Annotated in this window: 22 protein-coding genes; 11 read left to right on the top strand and 11 right to left on the bottom strand. The window is 64.3% G+C overall.

Translation table 11 applies throughout. From position 1 onward, the window contains the following. Positions 1-13: 13 nt before the first annotated feature. Positions 14-505 carry a signal peptidase II gene (lspA, locus tag VLA96_13845; GenBank protein HSE50285.1) on the top strand — a complete coding sequence of 164 codons (492 nt, stop codon included), beginning with the start codon at positions 14-16 and terminating at the stop codon, positions 503-505. Positions 506-633: 128 nt separating this feature from the next. After that, positions 634-981, top strand: a complete 348-nt coding sequence (locus tag VLA96_13840) for a hydrogenase maturation nickel metallochaperone HypA (protein HSE50284.1) — start codon at positions 634-636, stop codon at positions 979-981. 14 nt (positions 982-995) lie between these two features. Here VLA96_13840 and VLA96_13835 read toward each other — a convergent pair whose 3' ends face one another. The 3 genes from VLA96_13835 to VLA96_13825 all read right to left on the bottom strand — a co-directional run bounded on the left by VLA96_13835 (position 996) and on the right by VLA96_13825 (position 4,736). Next, entirely contained in the window at positions 996-3,275 is a 2,280-nt protein-coding gene (locus VLA96_13835; protein HSE50283.1) for a transglycosylase SLT domain-containing protein, read from the bottom strand. 5 nt (positions 3,276-3,280) lie between these two features. Further along, positions 3,281-4,321 (bottom strand): hypothetical protein, encoded by a 1,041-nt coding sequence (locus VLA96_13830; protein HSE50282.1) that lies wholly within the window; start codon positions 4,319-4,321, stop codon positions 3,281-3,283. A gap of 76 nt (positions 4,322-4,397) precedes the next feature. Next, positions 4,398-4,736, bottom strand: a complete 339-nt coding sequence (locus tag VLA96_13825; protein HSE50281.1) for a cupredoxin domain-containing protein — start codon at positions 4,734-4,736, stop codon at positions 4,398-4,400. A gap of 87 nt (positions 4,737-4,823) precedes the next feature. Between VLA96_13825 and VLA96_13820 the strand changes: the two genes are divergently transcribed. The 3 genes from VLA96_13820 to VLA96_13810 all read left to right on the top strand — a co-directional run bounded on the left by VLA96_13820 (position 4,824) and on the right by VLA96_13810 (position 6,122). Next, positions 4,824-5,456, top strand: a complete 633-nt coding sequence (locus tag VLA96_13820) for a sigma-70 family RNA polymerase sigma factor (GenBank protein ID HSE50280.1) — start codon at positions 4,824-4,826, stop codon at positions 5,454-5,456. Continuing rightward, positions 5,453-5,722 carry a zf-HC2 domain-containing protein gene (locus VLA96_13815; GenBank protein ID HSE50279.1) on the top strand — a complete coding sequence of 90 codons (270 nt, stop codon included), beginning with the start codon at positions 5,453-5,455 and terminating at the stop codon, positions 5,720-5,722. The genes VLA96_13820 and VLA96_13815 overlap by 4 nt, the downstream gene beginning before the upstream one ends. Positions 5,723-5,882: 160 nt before the next feature. Further along, positions 5,883-6,122, top strand: coding sequence for a hypothetical protein (locus VLA96_13810; GenBank protein ID HSE50278.1), 240 nt, complete (start codon positions 5,883-5,885; stop codon positions 6,120-6,122). A gap of 29 nt (positions 6,123-6,151) precedes the next feature. Here VLA96_13810 and VLA96_13805 read toward each other — a convergent pair whose 3' ends face one another. After that, positions 6,152-6,595 carry a CBS domain-containing protein gene (locus VLA96_13805; protein HSE50277.1) on the bottom strand — a complete coding sequence of 148 codons (444 nt, stop codon included), beginning with the start codon at positions 6,593-6,595 and terminating at the stop codon, positions 6,152-6,154. A 145-nt stretch (positions 6,596-6,740) separates the two neighbouring features. On the opposite strand from VLA96_13805, the gene VLA96_13800 reads away from it, so the two are divergent. Together VLA96_13800 and VLA96_13795 are read left to right on the top strand one after the other, a co-directional pair. After that, positions 6,741-8,231: a GAF domain-containing protein gene (locus VLA96_13800; protein HSE50276.1), complete on the top strand. Its 1,491-nt coding sequence runs from the start codon at positions 6,741-6,743 to the stop codon at positions 8,229-8,231. 74 nt (positions 8,232-8,305) lie between these two features. Then, positions 8,306-8,527 carry a hypothetical protein gene (locus VLA96_13795; protein HSE50275.1) on the top strand — a complete coding sequence of 74 codons (222 nt, stop codon included), beginning with the start codon at positions 8,306-8,308 and terminating at the stop codon, positions 8,525-8,527. Positions 8,528-8,575: 48 nt separating this feature from the next. On the opposite strand, the gene VLA96_13790 is transcribed toward VLA96_13795, so the two are convergent. Further along, a complete protein-coding gene (locus tag VLA96_13790) occupies positions 8,576-9,685 on the bottom strand; it encodes a M48 family metallopeptidase (GenBank protein HSE50274.1) in 1,110 nt (369 codons plus the stop codon). Between the two features lie 223 nt (positions 9,686-9,908). Here VLA96_13790 and VLA96_13785 point away from each other — a divergent pair, with 223 nt between their 5' ends. After that, on the top strand, positions 9,909-11,195 hold the full coding sequence (locus VLA96_13785; GenBank protein ID HSE50273.1) for an aminotransferase class V-fold PLP-dependent enzyme: 1,287 nt from the start codon (positions 9,909-9,911) through the stop codon (positions 11,193-11,195). A 1-nt stretch (position 11,196) separates the two neighbouring features. On the opposite strand, the gene VLA96_13780 is transcribed toward VLA96_13785, so the two are convergent. After that, positions 11,197-11,556 carry a hypothetical protein gene (locus VLA96_13780; GenBank protein HSE50272.1) on the bottom strand — a complete coding sequence of 120 codons (360 nt, stop codon included), beginning with the start codon at positions 11,554-11,556 and terminating at the stop codon, positions 11,197-11,199. Positions 11,557-11,593: 37 nt separating this feature from the next. Next, entirely contained in the window at positions 11,594-12,940 is a 1,347-nt protein-coding gene (locus tag VLA96_13775) for an inositol-3-phosphate synthase (GenBank protein ID HSE50271.1), read from the bottom strand. A gap of 125 nt (positions 12,941-13,065) precedes the next feature. Here VLA96_13775 and VLA96_13770 point away from each other — a divergent pair, with 125 nt between their 5' ends. Beyond that, a complete protein-coding gene (locus VLA96_13770; protein ID HSE50270.1) occupies positions 13,066-13,905 on the top strand; it encodes an SDR family oxidoreductase in 840 nt (279 codons plus the stop codon). Here VLA96_13770 and VLA96_13765 read toward each other — a convergent pair whose 3' ends face one another. The 4 genes from VLA96_13765 to hemQ are packed head-to-tail and all read right to left on the bottom strand — an operon-like array spanning position 13,906 to position 15,960. Further along, the gene (locus tag VLA96_13765) at positions 13,906-14,523 is read right to left on the bottom strand and encodes a DedA family protein (protein HSE50269.1); all 618 of its coding nucleotides are present in this window, start codon (positions 14,521-14,523) and stop codon (positions 13,906-13,908) included. A gap of 35 nt (positions 14,524-14,558) precedes the next feature. Continuing rightward, positions 14,559-14,828 carry a hypothetical protein gene (locus tag VLA96_13760; GenBank protein ID HSE50268.1) on the bottom strand — a complete coding sequence of 90 codons (270 nt, stop codon included), beginning with the start codon at positions 14,826-14,828 and terminating at the stop codon, positions 14,559-14,561. 2 nt (positions 14,829-14,830) lie between these two features. Next, on the bottom strand, positions 14,831-15,058 hold the full coding sequence (locus tag VLA96_13755; protein ID HSE50267.1) for a hypothetical protein: 228 nt from the start codon (positions 15,056-15,058) through the stop codon (positions 14,831-14,833). A gap of 53 nt (positions 15,059-15,111) precedes the next feature. After that, positions 15,112-15,960, bottom strand: a complete 849-nt coding sequence (hemQ, locus tag VLA96_13750) for a hydrogen peroxide-dependent heme synthase (protein ID HSE50266.1) — start codon at positions 15,958-15,960, stop codon at positions 15,112-15,114. Positions 15,961-16,024: 64 nt separating this feature from the next. On the opposite strand from hemQ, the gene nth reads away from it, so the two are divergent. Together nth and VLA96_13740 are read left to right on the top strand one after the other, a co-directional pair. Beyond that, a complete protein-coding gene (gene nth / locus VLA96_13745; protein ID HSE50265.1) occupies positions 16,025-16,747 on the top strand; it encodes an endonuclease III in 723 nt (240 codons plus the stop codon). 92 nt (positions 16,748-16,839) lie between these two features. After that, positions 16,840-18,312, top strand: a 1,473-nt coding sequence (locus tag VLA96_13740; protein HSE50264.1) for a prolyl oligopeptidase family serine peptidase, incomplete at its 3' end; no start/stop codon positions are given.

The following is an 18,312-nucleotide window of genomic DNA, read 5'->3' as shown; positions in this document are numbered from 1 at the left end:
GCGGCCACATGCCATGCGACGCTTCTACTTTGCCGCTGCGCTCGTCGTCCTGGTCCTCGATCGCATCACCAAGTGGCTAGTGGAAGAACGCATCGGGCTGCACGACAGCATCCCGGTCATTCCAGGTTTCTTTCGCCTGACGCACGTGCAGAACCGCGGCGCCGCTTTCGGCCTTTTTGCCGAATCGCCTTCGGAGTGGAAGATCGCCCTGCTGGTATTGTTCTCGCTCGTGGCCCTGACGATCGTCTCCGCCCTGCTCTGGCGCAATAGCCACGCGCTCAGCATGACCGGAATGGCGCTCGCCCTCATCCTCGGCGGCGCAGTCGGCAATCTCTGGGATCGCGTCCTCTTCGGCCACGTCGTGGATTTCCTCGACTTCTACATCAACGGACACCACTGGCCTGCCTTCAACGTTGCCGACAGCGCGATCGTCGTCGGCGCGTGCATGCTGGTGGCCGAGATCCTCTTCAAGCAGGCGCCCGGCGAGCGCGTGGCTCAGCTATAACATCCATCCAGAGACATTGACCTGCGCTTCGCTCCGGCGGTATGCTCCGCCGCATAGCAGCCATCGGGGGCTGCTCCCACTCCGTTCCCCTTCCTCTTCCGGCCCCCGCGCTGCCTCCGAGGTTCGCCATGACCGAACGCGAACTCGCCAACCATGTCCTCGAAGCGGTGGACCGCGCCGCTTATCAGAACGCCGTCCACCGCGTGAGCCGCGTGCGCATCGCCGTCGGCGGCCGCCGCCACTTCGATTTCGAGTTGCTCGACCACACCTTTGCCGATGCCGCCCGCGGCACCGTCGCCGATGGAGCCAAGCTGCTCGTCAAGCTCCTGCCGGTGACGCGAACGTGCCACGGATGCAACCGCAGCTTCGAGGGCTCGGCCCGCGACCTCGGCTGCCCGCATTGCGGACACGCCTACACCGAAGCGGTCAGCGGCGAAGAGGTCAAGCTGCTGGATATCGAAGTGGACGAGAACTGACGCCCGCCCCGCGACTACGGCGCGCTCGTGCGCGCCGTCTCGGTCGGCGTGACCGCGTACAGCCGGCGGTAGATGACCGCATTGCGGTGGATGGCCTGCACGTATTCCCGCGTCTCGGTGAACGGAATGGACTCCACGAACTCCGCGATGTCGCGGTAGGTCTCTCCGCGCCAGTCTTCCACCCGGTCGCCACCTGCGTTGTACGCCGCCAGCGCGTATTCCACCTGGCCATCGTGCTCGTCGAGCATCTGGCGGAAGAAATTGGAGCCGAGCTGCAGATTGACCTCCGGCACAGTGAGCTGCGAGGTGCTGAAGCCCCGCAGTTTCAGGTGTTTTGCCACTTTCTTGCCGACGCTCGGCAGCAGCTGCATCAGGCCCACCGCATTCGCCCGCGATACGGCCGAGGGGTTGAACTCCGATTCCTGCCGGATCAATGCGGCCACCAGATACGGGTCCAGATTGTTCTCGGTCGAGTACTTCTCCAGGTCGTTCCAGTAAAGTCGCGGGAACAGGACCTCCCAGTACGCCCGCGGCATCTGCGCGAGGTCGTACGAGTAGTACTGCGGCACGGCGCGCTTCATCACCTGCAGCGCCCGGTAGTTGCGCCCTTGCGCTTGGTAGATGCGGGCGATCCGCCCTTGCGCCCAGTAAGTCGTGACCGGGTCGTTGCCCGCCGCCTGCAGCTCCCGGATGGCGAAGTCGTAGAGCGCGCCGTTCTCCAGCACCATCGCCTTCTGCACGCGCACGTTGTCCGCCGGCGGCGTGCGCAGGAACGTCGGCACCTTGACCGCTTGGACCCGCGTCAGAACCGCATCCCGGACGGGCGGGCCGTCGTAGGCCAGCGTCCGCAGTCGCTCGGTGCCGAGAGCGCCGTAGTAGAAAAGCCGATAACGCTCCGCGAGCCTCTGGTAGTACGCCTTCGCGCGCCCTGGCTCACCATCTTCCTCGGCCATCCGCGCGCGCCAGTACAGGGCCGACGCTACCTCCGTCCCATCCGAGTACTGCGTGATCTGCTCTTCAAACAGCTTCTTGGCCTCCGCCCGTTTGTTCAGCCGGAAGCTCAGCCACGCCGCCTTCCAGTGCGTGTACGACGCGTACTTGCCCGCGGGATTGCGCAGCCACGTCTCGTTATAGAACGAGAGCGCGGTCTTGTAGTCCTTCTTCAGCAATGCGCGATTGCCCGCGGCCAGCAGCAGCTCGCTCAACCACGGGCTCGCGGGCTGTGTGTCGCGCAGTTGGTTCAGCAACGCCAGCCACCGCCTGCTGTCCTCTTTCGACATCTCCGAGAGATAGAACAGCCGCTGCGCGTTGATCTCGTCGTTCGCATCGCCGATCTGCTCGAGCACCAGCCGCGCGTCCTTGTACCTGCCGGCCTTGTAAAGGGCGGTGCCGTAGGCCACCTGCAGCGCCCGCAGGTCGCTCGAGGGCGCTCGATCGACCAGAGCGCGGAATTCCCCGGCCGACGCCGCATAGCGCCGCCCCTGGTAGAGCAGTTCTGCGCGGCGTCGCTTCTGCTCGTACGCGGCGCCCGGCAGGCCCCCAGCCATCAGTTCGAGCTGTGCCGACGCCTCCGCCGCTTGCTCGCTCATCGGCATTGTGAAGTACACCACGCGGAACGCTTCCGCCGCTTTGGCGGTATTCCCCGCCTTCAGGTAGGCTTTGCCCAGCGCGATCTCCAGGTCCGCCTGCGCTGGACTCCGGCGCGACTCCAGGACCGCGGCCGCGTGCGACCCATTCCCCAGCGCGAGCAGCGCGTTCGCTTGCACGATGGCGGCGTCGGTGAGCAACAGCGAGTTCGGGTATTTCTGCGCGAAGGAGCGCAGCGTTCGCGCGGCGGCTTCCTGGTCGCCGGTCGCCTGCTGCGCCTGCGCTAACAGAAAGTCGGCATAGTCGCTCAGGTCGCCCGCTGGCCTCTGCGCGCGCACCAGCGCCGGGACCGCGCTCTGCGGCTGGTTGTCGGTGAGGTACGCATAGCCCAGCACCAGCCAGGCCAGCGCGCCGGCGTCTTCCCCATCGTGCTTGCGCGCGTAGCTCTCCACCCCCGCGTACGCCGCCGGGGAATGTGAGTCGAGCAGCTGCGCCGCCATCGGCTTCAGGTCGCTCGAGGCGACGAAAGTCTGTTGCAGCCGCGTGGCGCGCTGTTCGCGGCGCGCCGCCGGCTTCTGCGCGCTCTTCTTTTTACCGGGGGAGACAGCCGTCTTGCGCGACTTCTTCTTGGTGTGCGAAGGGGTCTGGCTGAGCGCGGCCACGCTCACCAGCAGGAGCACGAAGACGGAGACCAGACGAATGCGCACGTTCCCTACTGCGGAAAACTTTCACCCATCAGCGTTCGGTCGTTGTCGGCCAGGATCCGGACCACTTCCGCCATGAAGTAGTCGCCGCTCGCCGCCGGCGTCGAGCCATAACGCTTCTCATAAGTCGCGCGGCTCTTGTCGATGTCTTCTCTCAGGCGCTCGTACAGGTCGCGATTCTGGCGGCCCTCCTGCACTTTCGCCTGGTTGTATAGCTTGATCTCGTCGACCAGCAGCTTGGCGAAACGCTTCGCCTTCTTGTGTATCTCCTCGTCCCCGGGCGCGATCTGTGCTTTTTCTTCCGCCGGAGCCGGCGCCGCTGCGACGGCCGCCTTGGCCTTCTGCGCCGGCGGCGGGGGAGCCGGCGGAGGAGGAGCCTCGACCTGCTCCGGCGCGTGCGCCTCCGGTTCCGGGGCCGCGGCGGGAGCGGCGCCGCTCTTCCGCAGCGTGAGCAGCTCGAGCCAGAGCCCGGCGTCGCGCACCAGGAGCGTGAGTGCCGAAGTATCGATCTTGGAATGCTCTTCCATGCCGGCATCGGCATAGATGAACGCCGCGACCTTGTCGCGCACGACCAGCGGCAGCACCAGCGCGTTGCCGTCGACCGGGTTGCCAAAATCCTGATTGAACTGCGTATCGAACTCTCCCGCCGCGGCCGCGACCGGCATGCGGTCATCGTTCGCCCGCCCGATCAATCCCCCGCCGGTACCCAGTGTCACGCTCTTGATCGCGCCATCGTCGGCGAATCCGCGCGCCTGCCACCCCTTCGCTTCCCCGCCACGAATCACGAACAGCGCGACCCGCCCGGCGAACTTGGCGGCGCCATCCAGCAACGCCCCCAGGATCTCCGTCTGGGCGGTGCTGTCGTGCAGCGACGCCACCGCGGAGTTCAATTGGTCGGTCGGCGTTCCGGTGGGCGGACCGCTCAGCACCGGCTCCAGGTCGGATAGCACTTTCTCGATGACCTTCGTCCGCAGCTTCGCGACCTGCGCGTCAAACACCTCGTTGACGGCGCTCTCGATGATCTGATGGATTTCCTTGGATCCGGCCATTTGTCGGTTTGGGAACGCGCCGGGAGGCCGCGTCCGTGGGCGATTATATGGTGGATTCGCAGGCTGTCAAACCCCGCTATTCCACAATGATCTTTGCCTGCATGTCTTCGTGGCCGGCGCCGCAGATGATGCTGCACGTTACCGGGTAGGTCCCCGCCCGGCGGGCCTCGAAGACGATGACGGCGGGCTTTCCTTTCTGGACCGGTTCCTTGATCCCCAGGTCCGGCACGGCAAAGCCGTGCTGCACGTCGGCGGTCGAGACCGTCAGTTGCACCCGCTGCCCCTTCTTCACGCGGATCTCCGCCGGCGTGATGGTGTACTTCTTCATGACGACGTCGATCTTCACGTCGGGTTCCTTGCTACAGGCGGCCAGGAGCACGACTAGGGGGAGCAGTACGGCGGCGGCGCGCTTCATGCGTCCAGCATTCCCTCGCAGACAGTTTTTGGATTACCCGCTAGAATACTAGATTCACGACTGGCACAATTGTTGCATCCGGCTGGCATGGCGCTCATCCAATCCAATCAGGTAGGCGCGAACGCCGATGAAATGGCGCTCGTCCGTGCTGCGAAGCTGGGCGACGTCGCGGCCTTCGAGGAGCTCGTGCGGCGTTATGACCGCAACGTCTTCCGCATTGCCAACCACATCACGCACAACACCGAAGACGCGGAAGATGTGGTGCAGGAAGCCTTCCTGAAGGCGTACCAGAACCTCGACCGCTTCCAGGAGCAGTCGAAGTTCTATACCTGGCTGGTACGCATTGCGGTGAATGAGGCGCTCATGAAGCTGCGCCGCCGCCGCTCGGATAAGACCGTATCGATGGACCAGGATATCGAGACGGAAGAGGACACCATCCCGCGCGAGATCGCGGACTGGGCCCCCAACCCCGAGCAGCAGTTCAAGCAGGAGGAGCTGCGGGAGATCCTGAGCAAGACCATCCAGGGCCTCCCTCCGAGCTTCCGGACCGTGTTCGTGCTGCGCGACGTGGAAGGTTTATCGACCGAGGAAACGGCTGAGGCGCTGGACCTGAGCGTTCCCGCGGTAAAATCTCGGCTGCTGCGGGCCCGTCTGCAGCTCCGGGAGAGACTGACGAAGTACTTCAAGACTCCGAAGAACAAGGATGGCAACCAACGGTGACGTGCGCTGAGTTCCTGAAAGAATTGACCGATTACCTGGACGACGCGCTGGACGCGCGCACTCGCGCTGAGTTGGAAGACCACCTGGTCTGGTGCCACGACTGCTTCGTGGTTTGCGATACCACCAAGAAGACCATCCAGATCTACCGCGAAGAGAAGATCTACGAGCTCCCCGACGAACTGCGAACACGCCTCCACTCCGCCATCGCCAACAAGTGCCGCGCTACCAAGCCCGGTTCCGGCAGTTCGGACGAAAAGCGCAAGTAAGCCGTCGAGCTGCACCGCCGATGCGGCAGCTCCCTCCTCCCGGTCCCTCACCCCCTGGAAACCCTTTTTCCGCCATCCTGAATCTAAGTAGCTGGGCAGAGTAGCTCCTGCTCGACAGGCAGATTCCATTGGGACCATGCGGCCCAACCAAGGGGTTGAGATGATCGCGAGTCTGGTCGACATGTTTTTCGGCTGCTGGCACAAGAATTACAGCTTTCCCATCACCGCCAGGAAAGGTCAGCGCCGCGCGGGCGCAGCCGCGCTCACCGGCACCTACGTCGTGTGCCTCGACTGCGGCAGGGAGTTCCCCTACGACTGGCAGGAGATGCGAGTGATGGAAGGCGAGGGCCGGACCGAACGGGCGCTCGCCGCCACCGCGGAGTCGTACGCCGGGAAGTGACCGAAGGATCTTCTGGAGGCCGCCGGGCGCTAGTCGAGAGCTGCGCCGGCGGCATTTCCTTTGTCCGCCAGCAGCTCGTTCAGCAGTCCTAGCATGTCGTTGACCGTCAGGATCCCTTCGAGCTTCCCGCCCTTCACCACGATCAGCGCCCCGATCTTCTTGCTGTAGAGCATCGCGACCGCATTCTGGATGGGCTCGTCCGGACCGATGGTCAGCGGGTTCTTCGTCATGGCCACGGTGATGGGCGTCGCCTCGAAGATGCTGTTGTATTCCTCGGGCGACATCTGGCCCAGGATGGAGGGCGCCATGCGAGCGACGTCGCGATCGCTGATGATTCCGACGACCTTCCCTTCGCCATCCACGATCGGCACGTGCCGCTTGCCGGTCCGTCGGATCAGCAGCGCCGCGTCGATCAGACGCGAGTCGTCGGTCAGAGTCGTGACACTACTCGTCATGTAATCTCGCACGTACATGGGTCCCCTCAAGCTCCTGGAGTGCGGCAGATTGTAGCAAAGCTTTCCCGTACCCCCGAATATTTCTGCGCGCCGCGCCGACTTCCGGCTCCTCTCGCTGGCAAAAATCGTATAATGTGCCCACTCCCACTCCCCAGAGGTTCCCTTGACCGACGTCCATCCCAGCGTGCGCGAGATCGCCGTCCTGCAGGAAGCGACGGAGATGATCTTGTCCAGCGTGGATGTCGATACCGTCCTGCACCAGATCCTCCTCATCGTCCGCAACTACTTCGGCATCAAGAACTGCGCCATCCTGATGGTCGAGCAGCCCGGCGGCACGCACCTCTACGTCCGCGCCCAGAACGGTTACGACGCCGACGACTCCACCACGCGCCGCCTGCGCATCGGCAAGGAAGGCGTGACCGGCTGGGTCGCGCACAGCGGCATTCCGCTTTACGTGCCTGACGTGACGAAGGAACCGCGCTACGTCGCCGGCGACGTCGCCATCCGCAGCGAGCTCGCCCTGCCACTCGTCGTCCGCGAAGAGATCATCGGGGTCCTCGACATCGAGAGCGAGAAGCTCGATTACTTCACCGACGACATGATCGGACTGCTGGCTCTGTTCGCCGGTCAGGCCGCGGTCGCGCTGGAAAATGCACGCCTCTATTCCACCGAGCGGCGCCGCATGCGGCAGATCGAGCTCATCAACCTTATCGCGCGCTCCGCCACCGCCGCCAACGAGATCGATCAGTTCCTCATCACGCTGTCCGACCTGATCTACGACACGTTCGAGGGTACCGATGTCTGCATCCTGGTCCGCGAACACGATGGCAAGCTCGGCTTGCGCGCGCGCGCCGGCTCACAGGAGCACGACGAACTCGACTTTTCCGCTTCCGAGCGCGGCGGCATCATCGGCCAGGCCCTCTCCGCCCGCAGCAACGTCATTCACTCCGCGACGCCCGCGCGAGAAGATTGGCCCGTATCCATCCCCGGCGCGAAGTCGGAACTGTGCATCCCCCTGGTGAGCTTCGGCGAGACCCTGGGCGTCATCCTCATCACCCACGAGCGGGCCCAGTTCTTCACCGCCGACGATCGTGCCATCGCCCAGGCTGCGGCAGACGTCTGTGCCACCGCCATCAAGAACGTGCAACTCGCAGAGGAGCTTCGCCGCGTCACCTCCACCGATTCATTGACTGGCGTGTTCAACCAGCGCTACTTCCACACCGTGGTGGCGCAGGAGGTCACGCGCGCCAAGCGCTACGGCAAGGGCTTCGCCCTGGCGATGCTCGATCTGCGCGACTTTCGCCAGGTCAATGCCGCGCTCGGATTCGACGAAGGTGACAACGTGCTGCGCCAGGCCGCGCAGGCCATCAAGGGGCAGGTGCGAAGCATCGATACCCTCTGCCGGTACGCCGGCGACCGCTTCGCTCTTGTGATGCCCGAGACCGAGAAGGATCGCGCCCTCGCCGTCATCGCCAAGGTCGAAGCCGCCATCGCTGCCATCCAGTATCGCGACGGCCAGGCCACGCGCCAGGTCTCGTCCGCTTCCGCCACCGTCCACTACCCCCATGACGGCTCCACCGAGCTCGAGCTCATCCGCCTCTTGCTGGCTCGCGTCGCGACCGCCAAGGCGGCGTCCTCCGCCGCCAAAGCCTAAGCTCCCGCTCGATATTTCGCCTCTCCGGCTCTCCACTTCCCACGACCGCGCATCTGAGCAGGGAGAGTGTGCCCATGTCTACCGTGCCCGTCCTTCCCGTCCCTGCCCAACGCTGGCTCCGCCGGAATTGGCTTTCCAGCGTGATGCTGATCGCTTATCTGCTGTTCTCCATGCTCATCCTGGAACAGGGGCGCATCATCGAGGCGCAGCGCACGCTCATCCGGCAATTATTCGCGGACAGCCAGCAGCTCACAAAGCTCAAGGTCGAGCGCATGCGCGAGCAGCGCGAGCACTAAAACAAGACCGGCGGCCGTAGCCGCCGGTTCGTGGATTCTTTCCTTCTTCTAGTCCCTCTTCTTCAGAGTCGGACGCTCGTCGTCGTCCTTGGCGTCGCCCTTCGGTCCTGACGCCGTGGTCTTGCGCAGGGTCGGGCGGCTTTCCTTTTCCTCGACGACCTTGCGCCGGTTCTCGACCGCCGCCAGGCGCGCCTTCACCTCATCGAACTCCGAGGTGCTGACCAGGTACTGATCGCGCGCCGGGAGCACTTGCGCGATCTCCTTCTGCGTGTTGTCGATGCGGTCCGGCGTCGGCGGATGCGACATGAATGCCTTGGCTAAAGCTCCCGGCCGCTTCTTCTCTTTCGCCTGGATCTTCTCGAAGAAGCTTACGTAGGCCTGCGGGTCGTACCCCGTCTTGTACATGTACTCCAGGCCGAGATAGTCCGCCTCCGACTCGAAGCCGCGGGAGAACCTCATGAACGTCATCGGCAGAGCGAAGCTCGCGGCCATGCGCGCCGCGTACCCGATCCCGCCACCCACGAAGATGAGCGGGATCGAGGCGAAGTTCGCCCACTGCGACCGCGTCATCTGCCGCGTCGCGTGCCGCGCAGCCACGTGCGCGATCTCGTGTGCCATCACGCCCGCCAGTTCCGCTTCTTCGTCCGCCGCCAGGATCAGCCCCGAGTTGACGTAGAAGAATCCGCCCGGCAGCGCGAAAGCGTTGACCTCATCCGAATCGATCACCTTGATCGTGAACGGCACCTTCGCGTCCGAGTTCCGCACCAGATTCTGCCCGACGCGGTTCACGTACTCGTTGACGACTGGGTCCTGCACCAGCTTCGCGCTGCTCTCGACCATCTGGGCGTATTGCTTGCCCATCGCGATCTCGCGCTCCAGCGAATACCAGTTCCCCAGGCCGCGCTTGCCGACGCCGCGGTTCCCGATGGCGTCGATGTCGTCCTTGCCCCCGCTTTTCTTCTTGGTGTCGGCCTTCTCGGCTGGCTGCTCCGCAGGCTTGGTGTCCAACTGCGCCGGCTGGTCTGCCGCCGGCTGCTGCGGCTGCGCCGCCGTCGGCTCCGACGCCGGAGCATTCGACGGCTCCTGCGCCACCGCCGTGGTCAGGCCGAAGGTCGAAAGCAGCAGGATCACTGCCAGCATGTTGGCTCGAAACTTCATGACGATACTCCCTTGCAAGCCCTTCTCGATGTCAGTCGGAATAGCTCGATTATATGCCCGTTGGGATGGACTGCTGGTGATTAGACGCCCTTCCTCTCTCATTGGACGCACAAAACCAGTTCCGCCGTTATCCAGCAGCTCTGACATTTTCAACCCCCGCCAGGCTTGCTCCACTCGCCCGCGGCCCATATAGTTTCGGCCTCTGGCTTCCCGGAGGTGCGCCGTGCTCGACCGCCGTTCCTTCCTTCGTGCCGCTACCGGCGGCGCTGCCGCCACCGTGCTTTCCCCCGCCCTGCTCGAGGCACTCACCACGCCTCCGCCACCTCTGCCGCCAGAGCCGCTTTACCAGCAGGACGAAGAAGCCTACTGGGCCCAGGTCCGCCAGCAGTTCCTCATCCCGCCTGACGAGGTCTACCTCAACAACGGCACGGTCGGCTCTTCGCCGCGCCCGGTGCTGAAGGCGATCTTCGATGGCTATGAGGCTACCGAGAAGATGGACCAGGCCGACCCCGAGGATTACCCCATCTGGGGGTACGGGCCATGGAACGAGTTCCGCGACCCGCTCGCCGAATTCGTCGGCTGCCACCGCGACGAGCTCGCGCTCGTGCGCAACTCCACCGAAGCCAACAGCTACATCGCCAACGGCATAGACATGAAGCCCGGCGATGAGGTCCTGATGACCGACCAGGAGCATCCCTCCGGCCAGCATCCCTGGAACCTGCGCGCCAAGCGCTACGGCGTCGTGGTGAAGAAGTTCGATCTGCCCAAGCCGCCCAAGTCCGCCGCCGACATCCTCAACCGCCTCAATGACGCGCTCACCCCGCGTACCCGTGTCCTGTTCGTCAGCCACATCACGACCGTTACCGGCGTCGTCCTGCCGGTCAAGGAGATGTGCGCCCTGGCTCGCGCCAAGGGCATCCTCTCCGCCCTCGACGGCGCCCACGTCCCCGGCATGATGAAGCTCAGCATCCGCGATCTCGGCTGCGACATGTACGCCGCCAGCCCCCATAAGTGGCTGCAGGCTCCCAAAGGTTCCGGATTTCTTTACGTCCGCGATGAGGTCCAGGACCGCCTCTGGAACACCATCGCCACGGAAGGCTGGGACGATCCCACACTCAAGGCCGAGCGCTTCCAGCGCATCGGCTCCTCGAACGTCCCCTCACTCTGGGGACTGCGCGCCGCGCTCCAGTACGCGAAGAATCTTGGCATCGAGCGCATCGAGCGCCGCCACCGCAAGATGGCGGATTACATCCTCGCGGAGATGGTCCGGCGCGGCGCCGAATCCTGGACCTCGCCCGACCCCGCTCTGCGGTGCGCCATTGCGACCGTGAATGTGCCGCCCATCCAGCGCATGGACCTCGAGAACTGGCTCTGGAAGAATCGTCGGATACGCATCCGCGGCGGCGAGCCTTCCAAGCTTCGCCTCTCCACGCCCTATTACCTCTTGAAGGCGGAGATTGACCGCTTCCTCGCCGCCTTCGACGAGTACAAGAAGCTGAAAGGCCTGTAGGTCAGCGCGCCGACTGCACGAGCTTCTGCTTCGACAGTCGCAGGAACAGGATGGTCTTCGCAATCCACTCGCCCGAGCTGTCCTGCTCGGCCGCCACCTGGATCACGGCGCCCTCTCTCAGGTCATCGGCCGGCTTAGGCGCGCGCACCGCCTGCGGCACGGCGTCGGAGTACTCGTAGCGCGCCTGCGAGATCTCCACGCGACGCAGCGTCGTGCCGCGTCCCTTCACGTAGATCCACTTGCCCGGAGGGTTCTCGGCCGCCGCATCCACCACGCGGCCGGCGAACATGCCGACACTTCCGGCGTAGGTCGGGATCATCAGGCAGGCGGCGACGAGCACGGTGGCCAGCACGCGGCGCATGGCTACCTAGGATGCGGACGCCCGCCAAGCGCGCAGCCTAGTCGTAGTATTCCAGCCCGAGGTGGGTGATGAGCTCCTCGCCGCGCAGGTGTCGCAGCGTGTTCTTCAGCTTCATCAGCTGGATGAATAGGTCGTGCTCGGGATACAGCCCAGGCGCCGTCATCGGCGACTTGAAGTAAAAACTCAGCCACTCCTGGATGCCGATGCCCCTGAGCCCGGCCGTCCGCTGCGCCAGGTCGAGGAACAGCACCAGGTCGAGCACGATGGGCGCCGCCAGGATCGAATCGCGGCACAGGAAGTCGAGCTTGATCTGCATCGGGTAGCCCAGCCACCCGAAGATGTCGATGTTGTCCCAGCCTTCCTTGTTGTCGCCCCGCGGCGGATAGTAGTTGATCCGGACCTTGTGGAAGATGTTGCCGTAGAGCTCCGGGTACATCTCCGGCTGCAGGATGTGCTCTAGCACGCCCAGCTTCGATTCTTCCTTCGTCTTGAACGACTCGGGATCGTCGAGCACCTCGCCGTCGCGGTTGCCGAGGATGTTGGTCGAGTACCAGCCCGCAAGCCCGAGCATGCGCGCCTTGAACGCCGGCGCCAGTACCGTCTTCATCATCGTCTGCCCGGTCTTGAAGTCTTTGCCGCAGATAGGCGCCGAGTTTTCCCGCGCCAGCTCATGCATCGCCGGGATGTCGACCGTCAGGTTCGGCGCCCCATTGGCGAACGGCACGCCCTCGCTGAGCGCCGCGTAGGCGTAGAGCATCGAGGGCGCAATGGCGTCGTCGTTCTTCTCCATTGCCTTCTCGAACTTCGCCAGCGACGAGTGCACTTCCCCCGGCTTCAGGAAGATCTCGGTCGAGCCGCACCAGATCATGATCAACCGGTCGGCTCCGCTCTTCTTCCGGAACTCACGGATGTCGGCGCGCAACTGCTCCGCTAGGTCGCGCTTGTTCTTCCCCTTCTTGACGTGCGTGCCGTCCAGCTTCTTCACGTAGCGCTGGTCGAAGACCGCTTTCCGCGGCTTGATGGTCGAAAGGAACGGCTTCACCTTGTCGAGCAGTTCGGTCTCGAGCACGCCGGCCTTCTTGGCCGCGGTGTACATGTCGTCGGAGAAGATGTCCCAACCGGTGAACACCAGGTTGTCGAGCGGGCAGAGCGGCACGAACTTCTTGATGAGTGGCGAACGGCCGTCGGTGCGTTTCCCCAACCGGATGGTGCCCATCTGGGTGAGCGACCCGATGGGCTGCGCGTAGCCCTTGCGCACCGCCTCCACGCCCGCCACGAACGTTGTCGCCACCGCGCCCATGCCGGGGATCATCACCCCCAGCTTGCCCTTGGCGGGCGCGATCGCGCCGCCGTTACCAGTCTTTTCTTTGCGGAAGAGTGCCATGAATGTCCTGTCAGGATCGGAATGATTCCGGAAACCTGTTATCTTCTCGTACCGCGCCACGCTTGTAAACCGCAAACGCCATGGACCGCATGAATCGCGGGCTGGAGGGCGCACAGGAGCACTGAATGGAGAAGGTTGCACTCATCACCGGATGTTCCAGCGGCTTCGGCAAGCTGACCGCGGTCGCGCTCGCGCGCGCCGGTTTCCGCGTGGTCGCGACCATGCGCAACCTGGAAAAGCGTACTGCGCTCGACGCCGCCGCGAAGGAAGCAGGCGTCCAGTTAGACCTCCGCCGGCTCGACATCACCGAATACGACTCGCTCGCCGGCTTCGTCGAGCAGCTCATCGCCGACTACGGCCGCCTCGATGTGCTCGTCAACAACGCCGGCTTCTCGGTCTCCGGCTTCGCCGAGGACATGACGCTCGAAGAGATTCGCCACAACTTCGACACCAATTTCTTCGGCCACGTCGCCATGACCAAGGCCGTCCTGCCTCAAATGCGCAGCCAGCGCTCCGGTCACGTCATCATGGTCTCGTCCATGGCCGGCCTCGTCGGCCAGCCACTCATCTCCACTTACTGCGCCACCAAGCACGCGCTCGAAGGCTGGAGCGAGTCCGTCCGCATCGAGACGCAGTCGCTCGGCATCCGCGTCGTCCTGGTCGAGCCGGGCGCCTTCGAGACCGACATCTGGGAGAAGAACGTCGTGATGGCGAAGCGCGCCACCATGCCGGAGTCACCGAATTTCGAGCGCAGCCTGCGCTTCCGCGACTTCGTCCAGAAGAACGTCTCCAAGGCCGACGCGCGCCAGGTCGCCGACCTCATCGTCCGCATCGCGCAGGACCCGGACCCGAAGCTGCGTTATCTCATCGGTCGCGACGCCCGCGCCGCCTACTGGATGAAGAAGCTCCTGCCCTGGAAGCGTTGGGAGAAGATGGTCGCGAAGCACACGCGCATCGACGTGTGACTACTTCACACGGTGCTTCCACCGCGACCACACGAACCAGATCACGCCCGCGGCGATCATCGCGCCGATCACGATGTCGAACTGGTGGAAGTATTTCCCGATCGCACGCCAATTCTCGCCCAGCTTCATTCCGACGTACGCCAGCGCGAAACACCACGGCCATGACCCTAGGAAGGTGTAGACGTGGAAGCGCAACCGCGGCATCCGCGCGATGCCCGCCGGCAGCGCGATGAACGTCCGGATGACCGGCAGCAGCCGCCCGACGAAGACCGCGGCGTGGCCCCAGCGCGCGAAGAACCGGTCGGCCCAGTCGAGCTCCGTGCGTGAGAGCAGGATGTACTTCCCGTACTTCTCCACCAGCGGCCGCCCGCCGTAGTACCCCACCTCGTACGCGATCACCGACCCCACATTGCACCCGACCGCGCCCGCCGTCGCCACCCAGAACAGGTTGAACTTCCCCTCGTACACCAGATAGCCCGCGAACGGCATGATCAGTTCGCTCGGCAGCGGGATGCACGCCGACTCGATGCCCATCAGGACGACGATGCCCCAATAGCCGGTCGCCTCGATCACCCACTTGATGAAGACGAATATCGCCGCGAGGATCTTCTCGATCATGAGGGTCGTTCAGTAAGGCTTAGGTAGGATGCAGCTCAGGCCTGTGCCGCGCCGCCCACGATCTTGTCTTCGTAGGCGGAGACGGCGTCCGATACGTCCTTCTCGCAGTTCGCGCAGATCGCCTCGCCGCCCTCGTTCTCGACCCCTTCGCTCTCTACGATGATGGAGCCGGACGAGTCGTAGTCCTTCTCTTCCTCGTTCCACTCGAACGCTTCCTGCACGGTGGCGCCCGTGATGTTGCACCCCGTCAGCGTGATCACGTAGTCGTGTCCCCCGCAATGCGGACAGCTGAATGGTTCGGGCATGATCAAAACTCCTGCGATTCCTGCGTGAAGGTGTACCCGGGGAGCGTGGCGCCGTCTGCCGTCTTCTGGATCTTGACGCGCACCGTGTCGGTCGCGGCCGCTGCGGCGTTCGCCGTCCGCAGCATCGCGTACTGCGTGAAGACCTCGCTGTAGATCTTGGTCACCAGGTAGTCCTGGCCCGTCTGGTCGTTGCGCCAGACCTGGCCCAGCAGGATGGATTTAACGGACATGTCACTCCCTGAAAAGCACGATGAAGATAGACGCGCGGGCCCCTGCCGTCAAACTACTTGTCCGGCAGTGTCCCGGCCAGCAGCTCGCCCAGCTTCTCCGCCGGCACGCGCACTCCCACGAAGAACTGCCCGAACAGCGCGTAAATCGCCGAGACCTCGTCGAAGCGCATCTCGTAGATCAATTTCTTGAATTGCAGCGGGTCGTCGCCAAACAGGTCCACCCCCCACTCCCAGTCATCGAACCCGATCGAGCCGGTGATGATCTGCTGCACCTTGCCGGCGTAGCGCCGCCCGACCATCCCGTGCGCTTCCATCTGCTTCTGCCGCTCCTCAATGGGCAGCGTGTAGAAGTTCTTGTCCTCGCCGCGCAACCGGTTCATGGGATAAAAGCAGACGTAACGGTTCGCGGGGATCTTCGGCCACAAGCGCGACTTCATCGCCTCGCTCTGCCGCGCGATCGTCTCCTCGACCTCTTTGTTCCACTCCGGCGTGTGCGGCTCCACCCCGCGCTCGGCAAGCTGGCGGTAGAGCTTCAGCGACGAGTCATACAGCCCCAGCTCCACGACCGACAGGTACGAGCTCGCCGGCTCCAGCAGGTCCCACAGCTTCAGGTTCGCCATCTGGAGCTCGGTCGCCTTCAGCCCCTCGAACGAGTCGCGGAAGTGCGTGAACATCACATCGCCCTTGTGCCCCAGCATGGCGAACAGCGCCGACTTCCCTTCCTTCTCGAGCGGCGCCAGCCACGCCGCGGCTTCCTTCGTTGCGGCCTCACGCTCGCCCTTCGGCAACCGCTTCCACTCCGCCCAGCGCACCCGGAACATCTGGTGCAGGACGCTCGCGCCCTCCATTGTGAGCGGCGCTGCCGGTAGCTCCGCCGGCCGTACTCCTGTTTTGGTAGCCATTCACTCCCCTTGCGAAGCGTCCATTGTAATCGGAGCGCGCGGGAAGTTACTCTGACCGGGCGCCATGCTCGCCCGGAAGAAGAAAAAACAGGCCAAGAAGCGCGGGAAGTTCACCCCGCCCGATCCGAAGCGCGTCGCCGACATCCTGCAGCGGCTCGACCAGACGTATCCCGGCGTGACCTGTGCCCTTACCCACCGCAACGCCTGGGAACTGCTGGTCGCCACCATCCTCTCCGCGCAATGCACCGATGTCCGCGTCAACATGGTCACCCCTGTCATCTTTAAGAAGTACCCGACGCCGCAGCACTTCGCCGCACTCAAGCCCGAGGAGCTCGAGCCTGACATCCGGTCCACCGGGTTCTTCCGCAACAAGTCCAAGTCCATCGTCGGCGCGGCGAAGAAGATCGTCGAAGACTTCGGCGGCAAGGTCCCCGAAACGATGGAAGAGCTGCTCACCGTCCCCGGCGCCGCGCGCAAGACCGCCAACGTCGTTCTTGGCACTTGGTTTAAGAAGGCCGTTGGCGTCGTCGTGGACACCCACGTCCACCGCATCTCGCGCCGACTGGAGCTTTCGGACAAGGACGACCCCAAGAACATCGAGCAGGACCTGATGCAGGTCATCCCGCAGTCCAGGTGGATCGACTTCTCCCACCAGGTCATCCATCACGGCCGCGCGCTCTGCATCGCGCGCAAGCCCAAGTGCGCCGAGTGCCCGCTCGAGAACATCTGCCACGCCGCCGACAAGACCTGGTCGACTGTCGACACTCACCCCTGGGCCAAGCCCTAGAAGCGCCGGTGCCTCGCCGCCGCGGTGTACACTCGCGCCATCCACCTGAGGTACTCATGCGCGCACTCTTGCTGTTTGCTATCGTCTTTCTAATGTCCACAGTCCTTTTCGCCCAACAGGCCGGCGTCGTTACCGACCCGAAACAGATCACCAGCCAGAGGAAAGACCGCGTCCAGTCTTTCGACCTGGAGAAGCTCTACCTCACGCGCAACATCGGCGGCTCGGCCTGGTCGCCCGACGGCAAGCTGGTCGCCTTCGTCACCAACATCAGCGGCCGCAACAACCTCTGGCTCGTCCCTGCGACCGGCGGCTGGCCCACGCAGCTCACCGTCAGCAACCAGCGCCAGACCTCGCCGGTGTTTTCGCCCGACGGCAAGCACATCGCCTTCATGTCCGACTACGACGGCGACGAGCAGTGGGACATCTTCCTTGTCTCCACCGAGAACGGCGACGTGACCAACCTGACCAGCTCGCGCCTCGTCTCGGAAGAAGAGCCGGCGTGGTCGCCCGACGGCAAGTGGCTCGCCTACATCGTGAAGCCTAAGGAAACGCCCAACTACGAGATCGACCTGTTCGACATGGCCACTCGTCAGGCGAAGCACCTCACCAGCAACACGCCGAAGGAGCTCAGCAACTTCGGCGTCCTGTGGTCGCGGGATAGCAAGCACATCGTCTTCTCGCAGTCGCACGTCACCGGCAAGGACTCGAACGTCTTCCTGCTCGATGTCGCGACCGGCGAGCGCACGCTGCTCACGCCCCACCAGAACGAGCGTAAGCACGTCGCCAGCGATTGGTCGCCCGACGGCAAGTGGGTCCTGCTCACCTCCGACGCCGGCAACGGCTACGACAACGTCGGCCTGCTCGAGGTCGCGACCAGGAAGCTCGAGTGGCTGACGCAAGACAAATGGGAGATCTCCTCCGCCAGCTTCTCGCCCGACGGCAAGCTCGCCACCTGGACCGCGAACATCGACGGCAACCAGGAGATCTTCACCTACGACCTGGCGACGAAGAAGGCTTCCGCTTTACCGCTCCCGAAGGGTGTGAACTCGCTCGGTGGCGCGGAGTCGCCGTTCACCCGCGACGGCTCGCACCTCCTCTACCGGCACAACGGCGCGGCCGCCCCCGTCGACCTCTGGATCTCCGACGTGGCCAGCGGCCGCTCCACGCAGCTCACCAACAGCTTCGTCGCCGGCATCCGCGGCGACGACATGGTCGAACCCTACCTCGTGCATTACCCATCGAAAGACGGCAAGTGGCAGCTCTCCGCCTTCGTCTACGTGCCTTACAACCTGAAGGCCGGCGACAAGACCGCCGCCATCGTCTACGTCCACGGCGGCCCGACCGCGCAGACCATGAACTCCTTCAACCGCAGCATCCAGTACCTGGTGAACCAGGGCTATCTCGTCATCGCGCCCAACTACCGCGGCTCCACCGGCTACGGCAAAGAGTTCCAGGACGCCAACCGCTTCGACATGGGCGGCGGCGACCTCGCGGACAACGTCGCCGCCGCCGAATGGGTTCTTCAGACTGGCCTCGTCGACCCGAAGAAGATCGTCATCATGGGC

It is taken from the genome of Terriglobales bacterium, from assembly GCA_035457425.1.
Taxonomy (GTDB): Bacteria; Acidobacteriota; Terriglobia; order Terriglobales; family Acidobacteriaceae; genus JACPNR01.
The sequence above is the reverse complement of the archived record's forward strand: the minus strand, read 5'-3'. Positions and strand labels throughout refer to the sequence as shown.